This is a genomic window from Zunongwangia sp. HRR-M8 (assembly GCF_027594405.1).
GTDB lineage: Bacteria > Bacteroidota > Bacteroidia > Flavobacteriales > Flavobacteriaceae > Zunongwangia.
This window is the reverse complement of record NZ_CP115161.1, coordinates 2,625,606-2,642,661: the sequence shown is the minus strand read 5'-3', so window position 1 is coordinate 2,642,661 and position 17,056 is coordinate 2,625,606. Positions and strand designations below refer to the sequence as shown.

The window sequence follows — 17,056 nt, the reverse complement described above, 5'->3', positions numbered from 1 at the left end:
TTTCTTTTTATTATATGTGAATAAAAAGCAGCATCATTTTGATGCTGCTTTTTAGTTTTTCGTACTATATTAATTGATTTAATAAGATTATGAGGCCTGAGCTTGATCCCGCGATTTCTGGAAATATTTAAAGTTCACAATTTCTTCAGAAACTTTCCAAAGTTTTTTTGCCTTATCTTTTTCTTTTGAATTATAATCTGAATCTACAATTACAGGGTGGCCTTTATATTGTTTTCTTCCTGAAGGACCAATATATTCTCCACCATTTAAAGTTTCATCTAAACAAGCCCTTAAAACAGGTAAAGCTCCTTTTTCTGCAGATTGAGACAGTACAGGCATCAAAATTGGAGATAAAAATTTAAGCCACTTAGGTAAATTTTGCATAAGGTTAGTGTTAGAAACCCCCGGATGTGCGGCATAAGAATGGATATCATATCCTTTTTTGACCAATTTTTTATCTAAATGATAAGCAAAAATTAAGCAGGCTAGTTTACTTTGCGCATAGAATTGGCGCCTGTCATAACCTTTTTCTGCATTAAGATTGTCAAAACGAATGTCTCCCCATTTATGAGCGAGACTACTAAGACTCACTACACGCGATCTAAACGAATTTTCTAAAACGGGAATTAATAAACCGGTAAGTAAAAAATGTCCAAAATAATTGGTTGCCATTTGCAATTCCAGATCATCATCGGTTTTTTGGAAAGAAGTCATCATTATACCCGCATTGTTAACCAGGATGTCTAACTTATCGTACTGGGATTTAAACTGGCCAGCAAAAGATCGTACAGAATCCAGACTTGCTAGATTAATTTCCATTAACTTCAATTTAGCCTTAGGATTTAGCTTTATTATTTTCTGCTTTGCGTTTTCTGCTTTTTTAAGATCACGGCATGCCATAATAACTTCGATGCCTAAACTAGCCAAACCTTTAGTGGTTTCGTAACCTATGCCTACATTGGCACCAGTTACAATGGCTATCTTACCCGTTTTATCTTTAGCTTTATTTAAAGACCAAAAGTTCATAGAAGAATTGTTTGAGGATTTGATTCAGATTTTTTGGTTGAAGCACTCAATTTAGCGTTCAGGTAAACGGAGAAAGGTTCGCTATCTTTCAAAATTAAATAGGATCATTATAGGTTAATTTTCTCCATTTTTCGGATTATAATAATTGAATTTTTACGAGATCTAGCTATAAATGTAAAACTGAAAATTTGATTATTTTGTTAAACGAACTATAATTACAGATTAAAGAATTTATAGCCTTCAAATTAAATGAATTGATAATATTTGTGTTTTAAATTATTATTATCGCTACATTAATTCCTTCCTCTGGAAAAATGAAATGCTAACAATTTGTTTTTTGATTAAATCTCTTAATAAGAATTCAACAAATAATTAACTCGTTCTTAGTAATTTTGAGAGACGTAATCCTCTACATTTGTGAATCACAATAATAATCCCTTATTGTGAGGATTTGTTTTATATGATGACGAAATTTACTAAAAATTCGCTTATTTTATTATGTATTTTGAGCTGTCTGATAGCTTGTAATAAGGAGGAGAAATCTACCAAAATTGTTGAAGTTCCAGAGAAAGTTTTAGATACTTTAAAGATAGAACCACCATTTGAGCGACTGGACGTGGTTTATACGATAGATTCTCTAAAATCTAAAACCGCTTTAGATAGTTTCAATAATCGATTTACAGAAGAGCAGCGCAAAACAATTTATGCTATAAATCGAATTGATAAACGAAAACTCTGGACTGGGAAGGAAATTGTTATTCCAGATTCTGTAAGTAACGATATCATGGATTATAGCCCGTTCCCCAAAAAATTAGGGATGGTAGATACTATACCTAAACTTGTTTTAATCTCCCAAAGAATTCAGGCTTTTGGCCTTTACGAAAGCGGAAATTTGATTAAATGGGGCCCGGTAAGTAGTGGTAAAAAGTCGACACCAACACCAAACGGTTTACACTATGGTAATTATAAAGCCAAACGTAAAGTGAGCTCTGTAAACAAGGATTGGATTTTACCTTATTATTTCAATTTTATGAACTTTGAGGGTGTAGGTACTCACCAATACTCGTTGCCTGGTTATCCTGCCAGTCATGCCTGTGTAAGGTTATATATGGACGATGCTAATTTTATCTATGATTGGGCAAATATGTGGACACTCGAGGGCAACCGCATTAAAGCAAATGGCACGCCATTTATCGTTTTTAGTGCCTACGATTATAAAGCAAAGAAACCATGGCTACAGCTAGCCGATAGCGTAGAAAGTAATGATTTTACCGAAGATGAAATTAAAATTTTAGGGGAATACGTGAAATCTTACAAACAAGATGCTAAAAACTTTGTTACAACAGAGGAATTAGAAAAACCGCTGACGTAGTACATTAAAGTTTTTTATATTTCCATTAAATATAACTACGATGAAACATCTTCGGCTGATAACTCTTATAATTCTTTTTAATTCAATTAATAATTTTGCGCAAACCAATATCATGGTACGTGCCAAAGCAAAGGATGCCAAATTTATAGGTACATCTATTGGCGGCGCTAAAATTATAATACGAGAGGTGTTAACGAAAAAGATTTTATCTGAAGGTGTTACCTCTGGAAGCACGGGCAATTCAGAAAAGATAATGAAGCAACCAAGGTTGCGTTATCAGGAAATTTCAGATGATAATACCGCTGGATTTTTAGCTAAATTAGATATTTCAGAGCCTACTTTTGTCGAAATTGAAGCTTACGCACCGATCAATAAAAAACAGGCAACAATAAAATCTACTACTCAACTTTGGGTGATTCCGGGGAAAGATATTATGGGAAACGGCGTTATTCTTGAAATTCCGGGATTTGTGATTGATATTTTGAGTCCGCAAACCCACGAGCGTATTCCCGGCGAAATTTCTACGGAAATTAAGGCGAATATTGTAATGATGTGCGGTTGTCCTGTTGAAGAAGGCGGGCTTTGGGATGCGAATGACTTCGAAATAAATGCTGTAGTAGAGTCTGAAGGATTTTTTAAGGAAATTGAATTAAAGCAGACTGAAAAATCAAGTACATTTTCTGGTAATATCGATTTACAAAAAGGTAATTATTCAATTACTGTTTATGCTTTTGACGCTAAAACAGGAAATACCGGGGTAGATAAAACCAATATTATAATTAACTAAAAATCCCGTAATAACGGGATTTTTTGATTGCTACTTTAATCTAAAAGTCCCATTTCACGTATAGTTTCTACCACACCATTTTCATTATTATCGTATTTAGTAATATAATTACTTACTTTAATAATTTCTGGATGTGCATTTTTCATGGCATAGCTATATTTAGCATTTTGCATCATTTCTAGATCGTTTAAATAATCACCAAAAACCATTGTTTCTTCAGGAGAGATATTTAATTCTTTTTGTACGCCTTTTATTGCATTCCCTTTATTGGCGGTATTCGACATGATGTCTATAAAAATTCTCGAAGCAATGGCTACCTTATAATTATCCTTAAATTTTTCGAATTTTGGATATGTGTTCTCCTCTACACCCTCAAAATTACATAGCGTAACTTTCAAAACTTTATCATCGACTTTGGTAAGATCTTCAACTATTTCCAGTCGTTTATAGTATTTACTTACTTCATTGATAAATTCATCATCTTCGCTTTCCGCGTAAGCAGAATTTACACCACATAAGACCAAATTACAATTCTCGGCTTCGCGACCAAGCTTAATAAATTCATTAGCCTGTTCACGATCCATGGTATCGGTGTATAATTCTTTATCCTTATGTACTACATAACTCCCATTTTCAGCAAAAAACATCATATGCCCTTTTAATTGCTCAAATTTGGACGCTAGATTATAGTACTGGCGACCGCTGGCTACAGAAAACATAATGCCTTTATCTCTCAGTTTTTTCTCTACTTCCCAAAATTCTGGATGGATTTTATGCTCATCATTAAGCAATGTACCATCCATATCTGTTATAATTAGTTTGATCATATCCATATTTTAAAAACTTAAATATAGCTGTTTATAAGCAGAATTGGAGCAGGGGAGTATGAATTTATTGTTTCTTTAAGAAGCGATTTTTCAAAAAATAGAAGTGATTTTTATTTAAAATAATTCTTAATAATTTTTTTCAAGTGGATAAGCATTTATACATTTGCGGGGTTATTTAAAAAAAGTCTAAATAAACATATTTGTAACAAATGTCACAGAAACATCTTTTATTATTTTTGTCTTTATTTATTTGTTCTCTCGGATTTGCCCAGAATTCGGGAACGCTTAAGGGTCAGGTGATTAATAGTGCTAGTGAACCTATCTTTAATGTGAATGTCTCTTTAGTGGGTACTTCTAGAGGAACTGAAACCAATAACAATGGGTTTTATGAATTGCGTAACGTAGCCCCCGGAACGTATACCATTAAATTTTCTTATGTAGGTTACAAATCGTCAGAAATAAATATTAATGTAGAAGGCGGAGTTATTACTGAAGCCGCACCAGTTGTATTAGTAGGTAGCGAAGAACAATTGGGAGAAGTACTTCTTAATGCCGATAATAAAGTGAATGAGTTTACTAAAAGCTCTAGTGTGTATGTATCGAAATTACCACTTTCCAGAATGGAAAATCCACAGGTTTATAATTCTATTTCTGCAGAGTTATTGCAAAGTCAGGTAGTAACAAACTTTGATGATGCACTTAAAAATGCGGCAGGAATTACCAAATTGTGGGAATCTACTGGTAGAGGTTCTGATGGTGCAGGTTATTATTCTTTAAGAGGTTTTGCTGTGCAACCAAGTTTAACGAATGGTTTACCAGCTTTAACAAATGGTAGCCCAGATCCACAGAATATCGAAGCTTTAGAAATTATAAAGGGGCCATCTGGAACTTTGTATGGTAGCTCTGTAATTTCTTACGGTGGTCTAATTAATGTGGTTACCAAGAAGCCATATAATCATTTTGGAGGTAATATTTCTTATACCTCAGGAAGCTATGGTTTAAATCGATTAACGGCAGATGTTAATTTACCTTTAAGTGAAGGTGTGAATTTAAGAGTAAATTCGGCTTATCACACTCAAGAAAGTTTTCAGGATGCAGGATTTAGAAAATCTTTTTTCTTTGCACCATCTTTATCGTATCAAGTAAACGATCGTCTTTCATTTTTGATTAATACTGAAATTTATCAGGTAGAAAGTACAAATCAAACTATGCTTTTCTTAGATCGAGAAAACGAATTAGCTGTTAATAACCTGGATGAATTAGGCTATAATAATAAGAAATCATACACTTCTGATGATTTAGGAATCGAAAACCCAATGTACAGCATACAAGCGCAGATGAATTATAAATTATCTGATAGTTGGACTTCGCAAACGGCCTTCTCTCAAAGTTCAGCAAAAGCAAAAGGGTATTATTCTTATTTGTATGAAGGTACTTCAGCTTTTAAAGGAGATAACCCGGCTAACGGAATTGTGTTAGAAGACGGAGTGGTTTTTGGACGACAAATGAACCATCAAAATTCTACAACGCTAACAAGCGATATCCAGCAAAATTTTATTGGAGATTTTGAGATTGGTGAAATGAGAAATCGTATTGTCGCCGGATTGGATTATTACAATCAAGAGGTTAGAAATAACGGAACGGGTTATCTTCAAAATGGGTTAATCTATATAGGTGATGCCAGCGCACAAAACGTTAATGAGAGTGTGTATGGAATTACAGAGCCAAATGCTTACCTAAGCAATTACGATAACGGAAATTTATCTGAGCCTGGTGTAGATGCACTTTTTGCCGATTCTGATATCACTCCATCAATTTCAAGACAGGAAATTTACAGTGCTTATGTTTCAGATATTTTTAATCCCATCGAAGCATTATCGATAATGGCAAGCTTACGAGTAGATCGTTTTGAAAGCGAAAGCAATAGCCAAACGGCATGGTCACCTAAATTTGGTATCGTTTATCAACCAATTTTAGATAAAGTTTCTCTTTTTGCAAACTATCAGGATGGGTTTAGTAATGTATCACCACAAATAGGTGAAGATTCGGATGGAAATTCTGTAAACTATGAATTTGATCCTGAGCATGCAAAGCAACTGGAAGGTGGTGTGAAATTGAATCTTTTAAATAATAAAGTTGCTGCTACTTTTTCTTATTACGACATACAAGTTTCCAACACAGTTATAACAATCGCACCACAAGTGTACACTCAGGGTGGAGAGTTATATAGCCGTGGATTTGAGGCAAGTATAACAGCATCGCCTGTAGCAGGACTAAATATTAATGCAAATTATAGTTATAACGAGAGTGAGCTTACTAAAGCCTCTGTCGGAGATGATTTTCTTGGTCGTCGACCAGAAAGTGCTGGACCACAAAACTTAGCTAATCTTTGGGCAACTTATCAATTCTCAGGGAATGTTTTAAATGGATTTGGAGCAGGTTTCGGAGGAATGTATGGTAGTGAAAATATGATTTTCAATAGAAATACCGCTGGTACTTTCACTTTAGATGATTATACTGTTTTAAATGCTTCTTTATTTTACCAGACCGATAAATTTGGAATTACTTTAAAGCTGAATAACTTAAACGACGAAGAATATTATAATGGTTGGTCTACAATTAATCCACAGGTTGGAAGAAATCTAGCAGCCAATTTTACTTATAAATTCTAAAAGCATATAAAAAGTTTATTCTAGTTAGTTTGTGTTAAAGTCGGATGCTTTTTTTTATAGCATCCGGCTTTTTCTTTTTATAATGCTTGCTTGCAATACCTTTAGTTTGTGCTAAAAAGATATAGGTGCGATGGCTCACTCAATAACCCATTTGTAGCCAAAATTCTAATAGTTTAGCCAGTAGGAGGGTTCACGATGTTAGGATGAAAATTTAAAAATTAAGTATCGAAACAAAGAATGTCAGAAAATCATAGCATCCAAAATACTTCCAAATAAAGCCAATATCACAGCCAACCAAAGTGAAGGTAAAAAACCCTCTGTTTTAAAATCACTGCTTACTTGATCTGCAATTTCAATAATGATAGCGTAAGCGACGATTCTGGTTATAAAGCCAAGTCCAAGAAAATAAAAGATTCCTAAAGTTGCAATATTAAGAACTGCCGTTAATAACCAGCTTAAGAAAAAGCTTAAGACGCCAATTAATAACGCCACTAAAAGTGCAGTTTTGAAACCTTTTAGATGAACTTTATTTAGGAATTTTGCAGCAATCATTAAGATTACGGCATCTAATAAGATATGAAGTATTGCTGATAACATAAAAATTTTTTTGGTTGTTTTCTGAAAAATACAAAACCAAAAACATAGAAATCTGCTATTTAAAAAAAGCTTAACTAAACTTTCTTTTTGGAAAGGCTAGGGGTTGTTTTAAAAACAACTTCAAATAAGGCCTTAAAATTTGCCAGTTTTTCGCGTTTCATAATTTTTGTTTCTATTCTAAAAGCGCGCTCTTTTGCCTGGTATCCATAATAATCCAAGCCAAGATGTTTTGCTATAAACATGGCTCGCGGCAAGTGAAAATCCTGAGTTACGACGATGGCATCTTCTATTTGAAATACTTTAGAAGCCCTATACATACTATCGTAAGTATTAAAACCTGCATGATCCAAAATTAGACTATTTTGAGGGATACCATGATTAATTAAGTAGTTTGCGATAGCATCTACCTCGTTATAGTCATCGCTGCCGTGATCTCCACTTATTAATATTTGGTTTACTTTTTGGTTGTTAAAAAGATCGATTGTACTATCTACTCTGTCTTTAAGAATGGGTGAGAGTTTACCACTAGAATAAACGCTAGCACCTAATACAATAGCAGTTTTAGTATTAGGGACGTTCCTCATTTCAGTATAAATGCGACTAGAAGTATCTTGTTTTATATAAGCTTCTAAACCCAGAGTTATCAAAATACCTAGAACGATAATAATTACCGTATATAGAATAGATTTCTTAATAAGCCGCATGCATTCTTCCCTTTTTTATATAAAAATCGAATATAACTAATATTATTAGATGAATAACCTATTTCTATTTATTAACGTAACAATTGCAATATGCATTGTTCGAAATAGAAGAAATTAAGCCATATTTTAAAGATTATAAATATTGACCTTAGAAAAAGTTATAAAGAAAAAATGGAATAATGTATTGCTGGAAAAATTGCCAATTCAGTTGGGAATGTTCTACGGGTTTGCAACTTAAGATTTTTAACTAGGGAAACTTCAAGAATTATAAAGTTACATGAACTTAATAAATTGTAAGTGTTATTTACAAATGAAAATGATATCTTCCTTGTCACGAAAAAGTAATACTGACAGAAGAAGATATCATCATAAATCCTTGTAATTTATAAAACCGATTAAAATTTGAGAAAATTATAGCTGCAAAAAGCCCAAAAGCTATGTGGTAGAAAAATGTTTTATCTTCCTAATCAATCTTTGGAGCTTGTAATCTCGATTATCGAGTAAGAAATGATATGTTTTAGTAATTTACGTAATCTACTATTTCTAAACCATAACCAATCATACCTACACGTTTCGTTTGTTTGGAATTAGAAAGAAGTTTTATCTTATGTATTCCCAAATCATGTAAAATTTGCGCTCCTATACCAAAATCTTTATGATCCATAGAAGTGCTTGGAGCTTTCATCTCGCCTTCTTTTTGGCTTTCTTTCAACTCAGCTAGTCTATTAAGTAAACTTAGTGGTTTTGTAGCAGGATTTATAAAAACAATAGCTCCTTTACCTTCTTTTTCTAAAGCTCTAAACATGTTGTCTAACTTCTTATCGGCGTCGTTAGTTAAAGTGCCTAGAATATCATTATTTACCAATGTAGAATTCATGCGAACAAGAATTTCCTCATCCTTAGTCCACGATCCTTTGGTCAAAGCAATGTGAACTTGATTATTGGTAGTTTGTTTGAAAGCGCGAAGTCTAAATTCGCCAAATCTGGTTTGGATTTGAAAATCCTCTTCTTTTATAATTAAGGAATCATGCTGCATACGATAAGCAACAAGATCTTCAATAGAAATAATTTTCAGATCAAATTTTTTAGCTACTTCCATTAATTGAGGAAGTCTTGCCATAGTACCATCATCATTTAGAATTTCAACTAAAATACCTGCTGACTGAAGTCCTGCAAGTCTAGCTAAATCTATAGAGGCTTCTGTATGTCCTGTTCTTCTTAAAACTCCGCCATTTTTAGAACGTAAAGGGAAAATATGTCCTGGTCGTCCTAAATCTTCCGGCTTAGTATCACTTTCAGTTAATGCTTTAATGGTTTTAGCACGATCATGTACAGAAATTCCTGTGGTACAACCATGCCCTATCAAATCTATAGAAACGGTAAATTGTGTGTTATGAAGTACAGTATTTTCATTCACCATTAAATTTAATCCAAGTTCCTTAGAACGATCTTCGGTAATTGGAGCACAAATTAATCCGCGCCCGTGAGTGGCCATAAAGTTAATCATCTCTGGAGTAACTTTCTCTGCTGCAGCTATAAAATCACCTTCATTTTCACGATCTTCGTCATCTACAACGATTATAATTTTTCCAGCTTTTATATCCTCAATGGCCTCTTTTATAGTATTTAATTTGAAAGACTTATGACCTTCATTATTTACTGACATCTTGCAATTTTTTTAGGTTAACAAAGGTATTTAATCTATTTATCTTTATGCTTTATCAGTGCCATCTTTTTCAGGAACTTCGAAATTGGTCTGGTAATAGAATCAAATGAAAACAGCCCTTGATCGGTAGTTGCTCGATAGGTGAAATAGATTCCCAATGGCAACATAATTAATGTACTTAGCCATGTGGCTATAAAGGGGCTTACACTACCATCTTCTGCACTGTTTTTGGCAAAAATACCTATAAAGTGATAGGTAAGAAAAATGATTATGGCAATCACCATAGGTAAACCCATTCCTCCTTTCCTAATAATAGCGCCTAACGGAGCTCCCACAAAAAATAAAACGATGCACGCAACTGCTAGTACATATTTTTCATGTAAAGCGATTTCATATTTATTTAGACGTCTAACACTTTGTTTAAATTCTTGTTTTTTAATCGATAGATGAGAAACTGCAGCATTTGTAGTTCTAATAGCATCATCAATCATTCTTAGAGATTGCTGTGTATCATATTCGTCTAAAATGGAATTCTTAATTTCCTTAGGCGTAACCGAATCTACAGGTTTAAAATTTCTATCCAATGTTTCAACTCCTGTTCTCCCGTACATGGAGGCTGCAAATGCTTCCTTACGCTCATTTAAAGCAGTAGAGAAACTATCGATACTTTTTGTAAGTTCCCCAATTCTAAGCATACTTTGGGAGGTATAACTTTCGTCTTCCATATCTACCTGATTTAAGGAAGAAAGATCGATGTTCATTGTATACTCACTAAAATGGCTTTTAGCGAAAGGTTTGTGATCTCTTTTAGAATAATCACTAGGTTCTACTTCTCTATAATAATTCCCATCGGTAAGTATTAAAGACAAAACATTAGATTTTTCACTACTTACTAATTCCCCTTCTTTAGATTTTATGACCGTATAATCACCACCACGTTCAGTACCCATATGGATAATAACATTATGCAAGTATTGATCGTTATCACCTGTCTTTTTATCTACTTTTATATTAATATTACCAACATCATTAAAAACACCTGCAGATATTGCCATAGCAGGTTTCATCTTAGCAATATTCTTACGTAAATTAAGTATTTTGAATTCAGCCGCAGGAATAACATTATTGGCAAATACAAATCCTGTGACACTTACTAAAAGAATGAATAGCGTAAGACTGCGCATTGCTCTTTGCAAAGAAATCCCGGAAGATTTCATGGCGGCAAACTCATAATTTTCAGCAAAATTACCAAATACCATAATCGAAGTAAGCAATATGGTAAGCGGCAACACCATAGGAACTAACTTAGGTGTTGTAAACAATAAAAACTTCAGGATTATAGCAACATCTAAATCTTTACCAGCTAGCTCACCTATGTACAGCCAGATAGCCTGAAGTACAAAAATGAACATCAATATAACAAAGACGGTAAAGAATGTTTGTAAATAACTTACGAGTATGTACCTGTCTAATATTTTCAAAAGTGTAGGATTAATCTAAGCGATTAATATAATAATTACTGTATCGGCTCTCGTCAAAAGTAAATAAGTTTTTGGCTAGAGATTGGTTGGTTTTAAAACTCTTTACGGTAATTGTTATTTTGGTTCCGTTAGGCTGAGTCTGGATAAGATTGTAAATATTTTTAGTCTCTTTATCTATTCCTAACAAAATATTTTTCACTTCAGCTTCGCTATCTTTAGGTGTTAATTTTACATACTGAATTGTCCTGCCGTTGACATTCTGAGTAATATCCCAAGCGAAATTATAACCATCTTGATAAAAGGTAAACATTTTAGAAGGCGTAATGTTATTTTCATCTTCAGGAACGTAATTTGAAATATTTATTTCTTCATCTTCGGGAATAATAGTGTAGACCTTTTTTCCATCAAAAAGTTGTGTAGTTCCCATAAAGTTTAATACATACTTATCACCCTGAATACTCGCATCACCGCGTGTCTCCTGGTGAATATTTTCTGAAGTATTTTCCAGAGCATATTTAAAGTCGATCACCATGTTATTGTAATCGCTCACTTTTTTTGAAACCTCATTTAAAAGTTGTTCTGCTTTTTGAGAATTTTGTGCCTGTATTCCAAGGCTTAAACATGCAATTATAAGAAATGCTATTTTTTTCATTAGTTCTATTAAATCTTTATTTAGGTTCTTCATTAAGTAATTGGTCTAAAGCTAAAAGGTCTGGCACTAAAACTTGTCGGGCTTTACTTCCCTCAAATTGGCCAACAATTCCGGCAGCTTCTAATTGATCTATAATTCTACCAGCCCTGTTATACCCAAGTTTTAATTTTCGCTGTAGTAATGAAGCCGAACCTTGTTGTGCGGTTACGATTACTTCAGCGGCTTCTCTAAATAGCTTATCGCGCTCGCTTACATCTATATCAAGTCCTGTGCCACTTTCCTCGCCTTCGTAGGCTGGCAGTTGGTGGGCATCTGGATAAGCTTTTTGTGATCCAATAAACTCGGTTATTTTATCAACTTCAGGCGTATCCACAAACGCACATTGTAATCGTTTCATTGAACTTCCCTGAGTAAATAACATATCTCCGCGACCAATTAATTGATCGGCTCCTGGGCCATCAAGAATAGTTCTAGAGTCAATTTTAGAAGTTACTCTAAAGGCAATACGAGCGGGGAAGTTAGCTTTAATAATCCCAGTGATCACATTAACCGAAGGACGTTGCGTGGCAATAATCAAATGTATACCAATGGCACGAGCAAGCTGGGCTAAACGTGCGATAGGAGCTTCAACCTCTTTACCGGCAGTCATAATTAAATCGGCAAATTCATCTACAACTAGAATAATATACGGTAAGAATTTATGACCGTTTTCCGGGTTTAGTTTGCGATTCTTAAATTTTACGTTGTATTCTTTGATGTTACGTACCATCGCATCCTTAAGAAGTTCGTAACGATCGTCCATTTCAATACAAAGTGAATTAAGCGTATTAATTACTTTTGCATTATCTGTGATAATAGCATCATCGGTATCTGGCAATTTTGCTAAATAATGACGTTCAATTTTATTGAAAAGCGTTAATTCTACCTTCTTAGGATCTACCAGTACAAATTTAACTTCCGCAGGATGTTTAGAATAGAGTAGGGAAGTAAGAATGGCATTTAACCCAACAGATTTACCTTGCCCTGTGGCACCTGCCATTAGCATGTGTGGCATTTTGGCAAGATCGACCACAAAAGTTTCGTTGCTAATCGTTTTTCCTAGTGCCATTGGAAGTTCCATTTCAGCATTTTGGAATTTAGGCGATGCTATTACCGATCGCATGGAAACAATGGTAGAGTTTTTATTCGGAACTTCGATACCAATTGTCCCTTTTCCAGGAATGGGGGCAATGATCCGAATTCCTAGTGCTGCTAGCGAAAGTGCAATATCATCTTCCAGATTTTTGATCTTGGAAATTCTAATTCCGGCTTCTGGAACTATTTCATATAGTGTTACCGTTGGGCCAACAGTGGCTTTAATTTGTGCAATTTCAATTTTATAATTCTTGAGGGTATCTACAATCTTGTTCTTATTTTCCTCAAGTTCTTTTTGATTTATTGTAATACCGCCACCATAATCCTGTAATAGTTCTAATGTTGGGAATTTGTAATTCCCCAATTCTAATGTTGGATCAAATTCGCCAAAATCACTGACTAATTTTTTACTCAGTTTGTCTTCATCAACCTCCTCCTCTTCAGGGGCAGTTTCTACCTCCATGGCAAGTTCTTCGGGTTCTTCTTGCTTTTCTTTGGTTGAAGGTTTATCAGTATGTGCGGTTTCGTTATTTTTATTTACTTCAGAAAGGTTTTTTTCAAAGCTTATTTCTGGCGCCGATTCTTCTTTTTGCTTTTCTTCTTCGGTAATTGCTGTTTGTTCTTTCCATTCTTGCTCCTCATCGGTTTCATTGGCCGTCATTTTACTAGCAGAAGCCTCTTTCGCCGCTTTAAATTCAGCATTAATATTATCTTTTTTTGTTTTTAAGAAAGAGCCAATCATCTCTGGAGTTAGCTTAAGTCGCAACGCCACGTAAGCGATAAAAAGAAAGAAAAGTAGAAGTACGGTTCCAAAAAATCCTAAATAGTCTTGAAGAAAATCATTCATTTCGAAACCAACGGTACCTCCCAGAATAGCATGATTAGTGAAGAAACCTAATGTGATGGATAACCAGATCATCACTAAAATACCCCAAAACCAGTAAGACGCGAGCTTTTTACCGGGCATTCCAAAAAAGAGATATATGCCTGAAAGTGTTACCAGCGCAGCTATAGAAAATGAAGCTATACCAAATCCCTGATAAATAAAGAAATCGCTAATTAAAGCACCAAATTTACTGAGCCAGTTTTTAGCTTCGATACTGCGATCGCCAAATTCCTGAAGTGTGCTTTGATCTGCCTTCCAATTAAACAAAAAGGAAATAAAAGCAACCGTTAAGGCTATTCCAAATAGCATAAGAAAACTGCCCAATACCACCTTTTGGTGTCTGTTAAGCGCTAACGAGAATTTTCTCTTGTTTTTAGTAGTTTTCTTAGTTCTGGTTTTCTTTTTGGCCATGTGCGGTTTTTCGGAAATTTTGGCAAAAATACAAATTAGCCTCTTCTAAAATAAAGAAAATAAAATTCAATTTTAAAAGAGGCTAACTTTATGTAAAAACGTACAATTTTCCGCTTTATTTTTTAAGGTAATCAAGTAGCGGATTTATAAATTTCTCGAAAACTTCTATATGTGGTAAATGTCCGGTATTTGGGATTTCTACCAGTTTGGCATTCGGTATTTTCTTTTGGGTGGTTTTGCCCAGTTGATCGTATAAGCCCATTCCTGCCTTAACTTCTTTAGAAACCAGATTTTTTCCCAGGGCGGTGCGATCTCTTGTTCCGATAATTAATAGCGTAGGCACACTAATTTCGCTAAATTCATAAACTACAGGTTGCGTAAAAACCATGTCGTAGGTTAATGCAGCATTCCATGCAATGCGATCGTAATTTTCGTTGAGTGTCCAACCTGCTAGAAGTTTAGCCCATTTTGCATAATCTTCGTTCCATTCACCGGCATAATAACTTTCTTTCTGGTAACTTTTAATGTCTTCGTAGGTTTTGCCGATTTCATTTTTGTACCAGTCGTCTACGCTTTGGTAAGGGACTTTTAGTTTCCAATCTTCCAACCCAATTGGATTAACTAACACCAGGTTTTTGGTTACTTCAGGATACATAAGTGTGAAACGAGTTGCTAACATCCCGCCCATAGAATGTCCAAGAATAGTTGTTTCTTTAATGCCTAAAGAATCGATTAATCCTCTGGTATTTTTGGCCAATTGCTGAAATGTGTACTGGAAATATTCTGGCTTACTAGATTTACCAAAACCTATTTGATCGGGTACCAGGACATTGAAACCTTCTTTTGTTAACGCATTAATGGTTGTTTCCCAATACGCTCCGTTGAAGTTTTTACCATGAAGAAGAGTAACTGTTTTTCCATTGTTATTTTTTGGCTGAATGTACATATATGCCATTTTATATTCATGCTGTTGCGCATTAAAATGATAAAATGAAACCGGGTAAGGATATTCATAATCTTCGAGCATTAAACCATACTCTTCAATTTTTTGTGCCTGTAAGGTTGTTAATACTAAAAAAAGGAAAATAAATACTGAAGATAGTTTTTTCATAAAAGTCTTTTAGCTGAAATGTAAGAAGATATCAGCCTGCTGAAGTTTAAAAAAACTATTTTAAAATAAATTTAACTTAGAAGTTATAGTGCAGAAAAATAGGGAATGTAAATAATACAACCAATAATGATTGCGATAAAAGCAGCAATACATACAGCTCCTGCCGCAACATCTTTAATATGTCCTATTTTATGATGAAAATCGGGATGTATAAAATCGGCAATGGCTTCAATAGCAGTATTTAGACCTTCCGCACTCATTACCATTCCCACGGCGATACATTGAAACATCCATTCTGTCCTACTAATATCAAAATAAAACCCGGCTACAGTTACAAGGATAGAAATGGCAAATTGTACCTGTATGCTGGGTTCGTTTTTTAAAAGTAGCCATGCACCTTTAAGGGCATAGCCACCACCTTTTATTCGTTTCCCTAGGAAACTATTTTTCATCTTATAAAAGCGTTTTTAACGCAGCAAGGTAATTTGGTTCTTGTGCAATATCTGGTACTTGCTGAGTATGGATTACATTTAAATTTTCATCCAGAACGATCACAACTCGAGAAAGAAGACCTTCTAATGGGCCGGTAATCATTTCTACCCCATAATCTTTCCCAAAATTTCGTTCTTTAAAGTCAGACAAGTTAATAACATTTTTCAAATCTGCATCGTTTACAAATCTTTTTTGTGCAAATGGTAGATCTCTAGATATACATAGAACTACCGTATTTTCTAACTCTGTAGCTCTTTCATTAAAATTTTTTACAGAAGTCGCACAAACTCCGGTATCGATACTTGGAAAGATATTTAAGATCACTCTTTTTCCCTTAAAATCTTCAAGTTTAGCGTTTGATAGGTCGGTTTTTATAAGATCAAAATAAGGTGCTTTTTCACCAATCGCCGGCAGATCTCCGTATGTGATCACTCTTTCGCCTTTAAACGATATTTCAGACATAGTAGTAGGTTTGAATAAAAATTAGTCCAGATAAATTTAGACTATTTGCAATGGAGTGATACTAAAATTATCATAAAACAAAAATCGGGTTAGCTGAATTAACAGTTAACCCGATTTTGGATATTTTAGAGTTAAGTTTTATTGATCTATAGACCCTAAAACTTTTTTTACGAATGCGTTTGCAGCATCGGTATCTTTCATTCCTTCTTCATCTACTAATCTGTGAACTTCAATAGCACCACAAATATTAGTTATTAATTCACCAATCACATCCATTTCTTCTTCTGAAACAGATCTATGTTCGGTAAAGTTTTCTAAAACGTCTACAGTCGCCTGAAGTTTTTCAGCTTCATTATTACGCTGTAAGTGTTTAATTACTGGTAACTTCATTTACTAAGTCTTTTAGAACGTCAAACTTATTTGTTTGAGCTTGGTTTACAAATTCTCCATTTTTGAATGTAGCGAAAGTTGGAAGGTTATTTACATTTGCCAATTTTCTGCTTTCTGGATATTTTTCAGCATCAACCAAAATAAATTCAGCGTTTTCATTTTCTCCTGAAAGCTTCTTAAATTTTGGCTTCATAAGTCGGCAATTACCGCACCATCCAGCCATATACTGTACTACTACAGTTTCGTTATTGGATATAATTTCACTTAAATTATCTTGATCTAGTGTCTTCATCATAGCAATTTTTTTCTTTTGTGAGGATTAACACCCCGGAAGTCGCTTCCGGGGATGAAAATATTTTCTAAATTTTATAGAATATCTCAAGAAA

At 34.2% G+C, this 17,056-nt stretch carries 16 protein-coding genes; 3 read left to right on the top strand and 13 right to left on the bottom strand.

Going from position 1 to position 17,056, the window contains the following annotated elements:
• Positions 1-87: 87 nt before the first annotated feature.
• Positions 88-1,026, bottom strand: a complete 939-nt coding sequence (locus PBT89_RS11355) for an oxidoreductase (protein ID WP_270062010.1) — start codon at positions 1,024-1,026, stop codon at positions 88-90.
• Between the two features lie 505 nt (positions 1,027-1,531).
• Between PBT89_RS11355 and PBT89_RS11350 the strand changes: the two genes are divergently transcribed.
• Positions 1,532-2,398 carry a L,D-transpeptidase gene (locus PBT89_RS11350; protein WP_270062009.1) on the top strand — a complete coding sequence of 289 codons (867 nt, stop codon included), beginning with the start codon at positions 1,532-1,534 and terminating at the stop codon, positions 2,396-2,398.
• Positions 2,399-2,510: 112 nt separating this feature from the next.
• Entirely contained in the window at positions 2,511-3,185 is a 675-nt protein-coding gene (locus PBT89_RS11345) for a hypothetical protein (protein ID WP_270062008.1), read from the top strand.
• A gap of 35 nt (positions 3,186-3,220) precedes the next feature.
• Here the strand turns inward: PBT89_RS11345 and PBT89_RS11340 are convergent, their stop codons facing one another.
• Positions 3,221-4,012, bottom strand: a complete 792-nt coding sequence (locus PBT89_RS11340; protein ID WP_270060873.1) for an HAD family hydrolase — start codon at positions 4,010-4,012, stop codon at positions 3,221-3,223.
• Positions 4,013-4,221: 209 nt separating this feature from the next.
• Between PBT89_RS11340 and PBT89_RS11335 the strand changes: the two genes are divergently transcribed.
• The gene (locus tag PBT89_RS11335; protein WP_270062007.1) at positions 4,222-6,684 is read left to right on the top strand and encodes a TonB-dependent receptor; all 2,463 of its coding nucleotides are present in this window, start codon (positions 4,222-4,224) and stop codon (positions 6,682-6,684) included.
• A gap of 240 nt (positions 6,685-6,924) precedes the next feature.
• Here the strand turns inward: PBT89_RS11335 and PBT89_RS11330 are convergent, their stop codons facing one another.
• The 11 genes from PBT89_RS11330 to PBT89_RS11280 all read right to left on the bottom strand — a co-directional run bounded on the left by PBT89_RS11330 (position 6,925) and on the right by PBT89_RS11280 (position 16,965).
• Complete coding sequence (locus PBT89_RS11330; protein WP_270060875.1) at positions 6,925-7,281, bottom strand: phage holin family protein; 357 nt, start codon at positions 7,279-7,281, stop codon at positions 6,925-6,927.
• A gap of 74 nt (positions 7,282-7,355) precedes the next feature.
• Positions 7,356-7,985 carry a SanA/YdcF family protein gene (locus PBT89_RS11325; protein ID WP_270062006.1) on the bottom strand — a complete coding sequence of 210 codons (630 nt, stop codon included), beginning with the start codon at positions 7,983-7,985 and terminating at the stop codon, positions 7,356-7,358.
• 517 nt (positions 7,986-8,502) lie between these two features.
• Positions 8,503-9,651 (bottom strand): 3,4-dihydroxy-2-butanone-4-phosphate synthase, encoded by a 1,149-nt coding sequence (gene ribB / locus PBT89_RS11320; protein ID WP_270062005.1) that lies wholly within the window; start codon positions 9,649-9,651, stop codon positions 8,503-8,505.
• A gap of 35 nt (positions 9,652-9,686) precedes the next feature.
• Positions 9,687-11,132, bottom strand: coding sequence for an LptF/LptG family permease (locus PBT89_RS11315; RefSeq protein WP_270062004.1), 1,446 nt, complete (start codon positions 11,130-11,132; stop codon positions 9,687-9,689).
• A gap of 10 nt (positions 11,133-11,142) precedes the next feature.
• On the bottom strand, positions 11,143-11,784 hold the full coding sequence (locus PBT89_RS11310) for a LolA family protein (RefSeq protein ID WP_270060879.1): 642 nt from the start codon (positions 11,782-11,784) through the stop codon (positions 11,143-11,145).
• 16 nt (positions 11,785-11,800) lie between these two features.
• Entirely contained in the window at positions 11,801-14,215 is a 2,415-nt protein-coding gene (locus tag PBT89_RS11305; RefSeq protein ID WP_270062003.1) for a DNA translocase FtsK, read from the bottom strand.
• Between the two features lie 115 nt (positions 14,216-14,330).
• Entirely contained in the window at positions 14,331-15,326 is a 996-nt protein-coding gene (locus tag PBT89_RS11300; RefSeq protein ID WP_270062002.1) for an alpha/beta fold hydrolase, read from the bottom strand.
• Positions 15,327-15,409: 83 nt separating this feature from the next.
• Complete coding sequence (locus PBT89_RS11295) at positions 15,410-15,778, bottom strand: diacylglycerol kinase family protein (protein WP_270060882.1); 369 nt, start codon at positions 15,776-15,778, stop codon at positions 15,410-15,412.
• Position 15,779: 1 nt separating this feature from the next.
• Positions 15,780-16,280, bottom strand: coding sequence for a thiol peroxidase (gene tpx, locus PBT89_RS11290; RefSeq protein ID WP_270060883.1), 501 nt, complete (start codon positions 16,278-16,280; stop codon positions 15,780-15,782).
• A 138-nt stretch (positions 16,281-16,418) separates the two neighbouring features.
• Positions 16,419-16,670, bottom strand: a complete 252-nt coding sequence (locus PBT89_RS11285; RefSeq protein ID WP_270062001.1) for a DUF6952 family protein — start codon at positions 16,668-16,670, stop codon at positions 16,419-16,421.
• A complete protein-coding gene (locus tag PBT89_RS11280; RefSeq protein ID WP_270062000.1) occupies positions 16,651-16,965 on the bottom strand; it encodes a thioredoxin family protein in 315 nt (104 codons plus the stop codon). Before PBT89_RS11280 ends, PBT89_RS11285 begins: the two co-directional genes overlap by 20 nt.
• Between the last annotated feature and the right edge of the window lie 91 nt (positions 16,966-17,056).

Coding starts and splice junctions, on each gene's coding strand:
- PBT89_RS11355 (WP_270062010.1), bottom strand. CDS start 1,026: ATGAACTTTTGGTCTTTAAATAAAGCTAAAGATAAAACGGGTAAGATA.
- tpx (WP_270060883.1), bottom strand. CDS start 16,280: ATGTCTGAAATATCGTTTAAAGGCGAAAGAGTGATCACATACGGAGAT.
- PBT89_RS11310 (WP_270060879.1), bottom strand. CDS start 11,784: ATGAAAAAAATAGCATTTCTTATAATTGCATGTTTAAGCCTTGGAATA.
- PBT89_RS11295 (WP_270060882.1), bottom strand. CDS start 15,778: ATGAAAAATAGTTTCCTAGGGAAACGAATAAAAGGTGGTGGCTATGCC.
- PBT89_RS11285 (WP_270062001.1), bottom strand. CDS start 16,670: ATGAAGTTACCAGTAATTAAACACTTACAGCGTAATAATGAAGCTGAA.
- PBT89_RS11340 (WP_270060873.1), bottom strand. CDS start 4,012: ATGATCAAACTAATTATAACAGATATGGATGGTACATTGCTTAATGAT.
- ribB (WP_270062005.1), bottom strand. CDS start 9,651: ATGTCAGTAAATAATGAAGGTCATAAGTCTTTCAAATTAAATACTATA.
- PBT89_RS11300 (WP_270062002.1), bottom strand. CDS start 15,326: ATGAAAAAACTATCTTCAGTATTTATTTTCCTTTTTTTAGTATTAACA.
- PBT89_RS11330 (WP_270060875.1), bottom strand. CDS start 7,281: ATGTTATCAGCAATACTTCATATCTTATTAGATGCCGTAATCTTAATG.
- PBT89_RS11345 (WP_270062008.1), top strand. CDS start 2,511: ATGGTACGTGCCAAAGCAAAGGATGCCAAATTTATAGGTACATCTATT.
- PBT89_RS11335 (WP_270062007.1), top strand. CDS start 4,222: ATGTCACAGAAACATCTTTTATTATTTTTGTCTTTATTTATTTGTTCT.
- PBT89_RS11280 (WP_270062000.1), bottom strand. CDS start 16,965: ATGATGAAGACACTAGATCAAGATAATTTAAGTGAAATTATATCCAAT.
- PBT89_RS11305 (WP_270062003.1), bottom strand. CDS start 14,215: ATGGCCAAAAAGAAAACCAGAACTAAGAAAACTACTAAAAACAAGAGA.
- PBT89_RS11325 (WP_270062006.1), bottom strand. CDS start 7,985: ATGCGGCTTATTAAGAAATCTATTCTATATACGGTAATTATTATCGTT.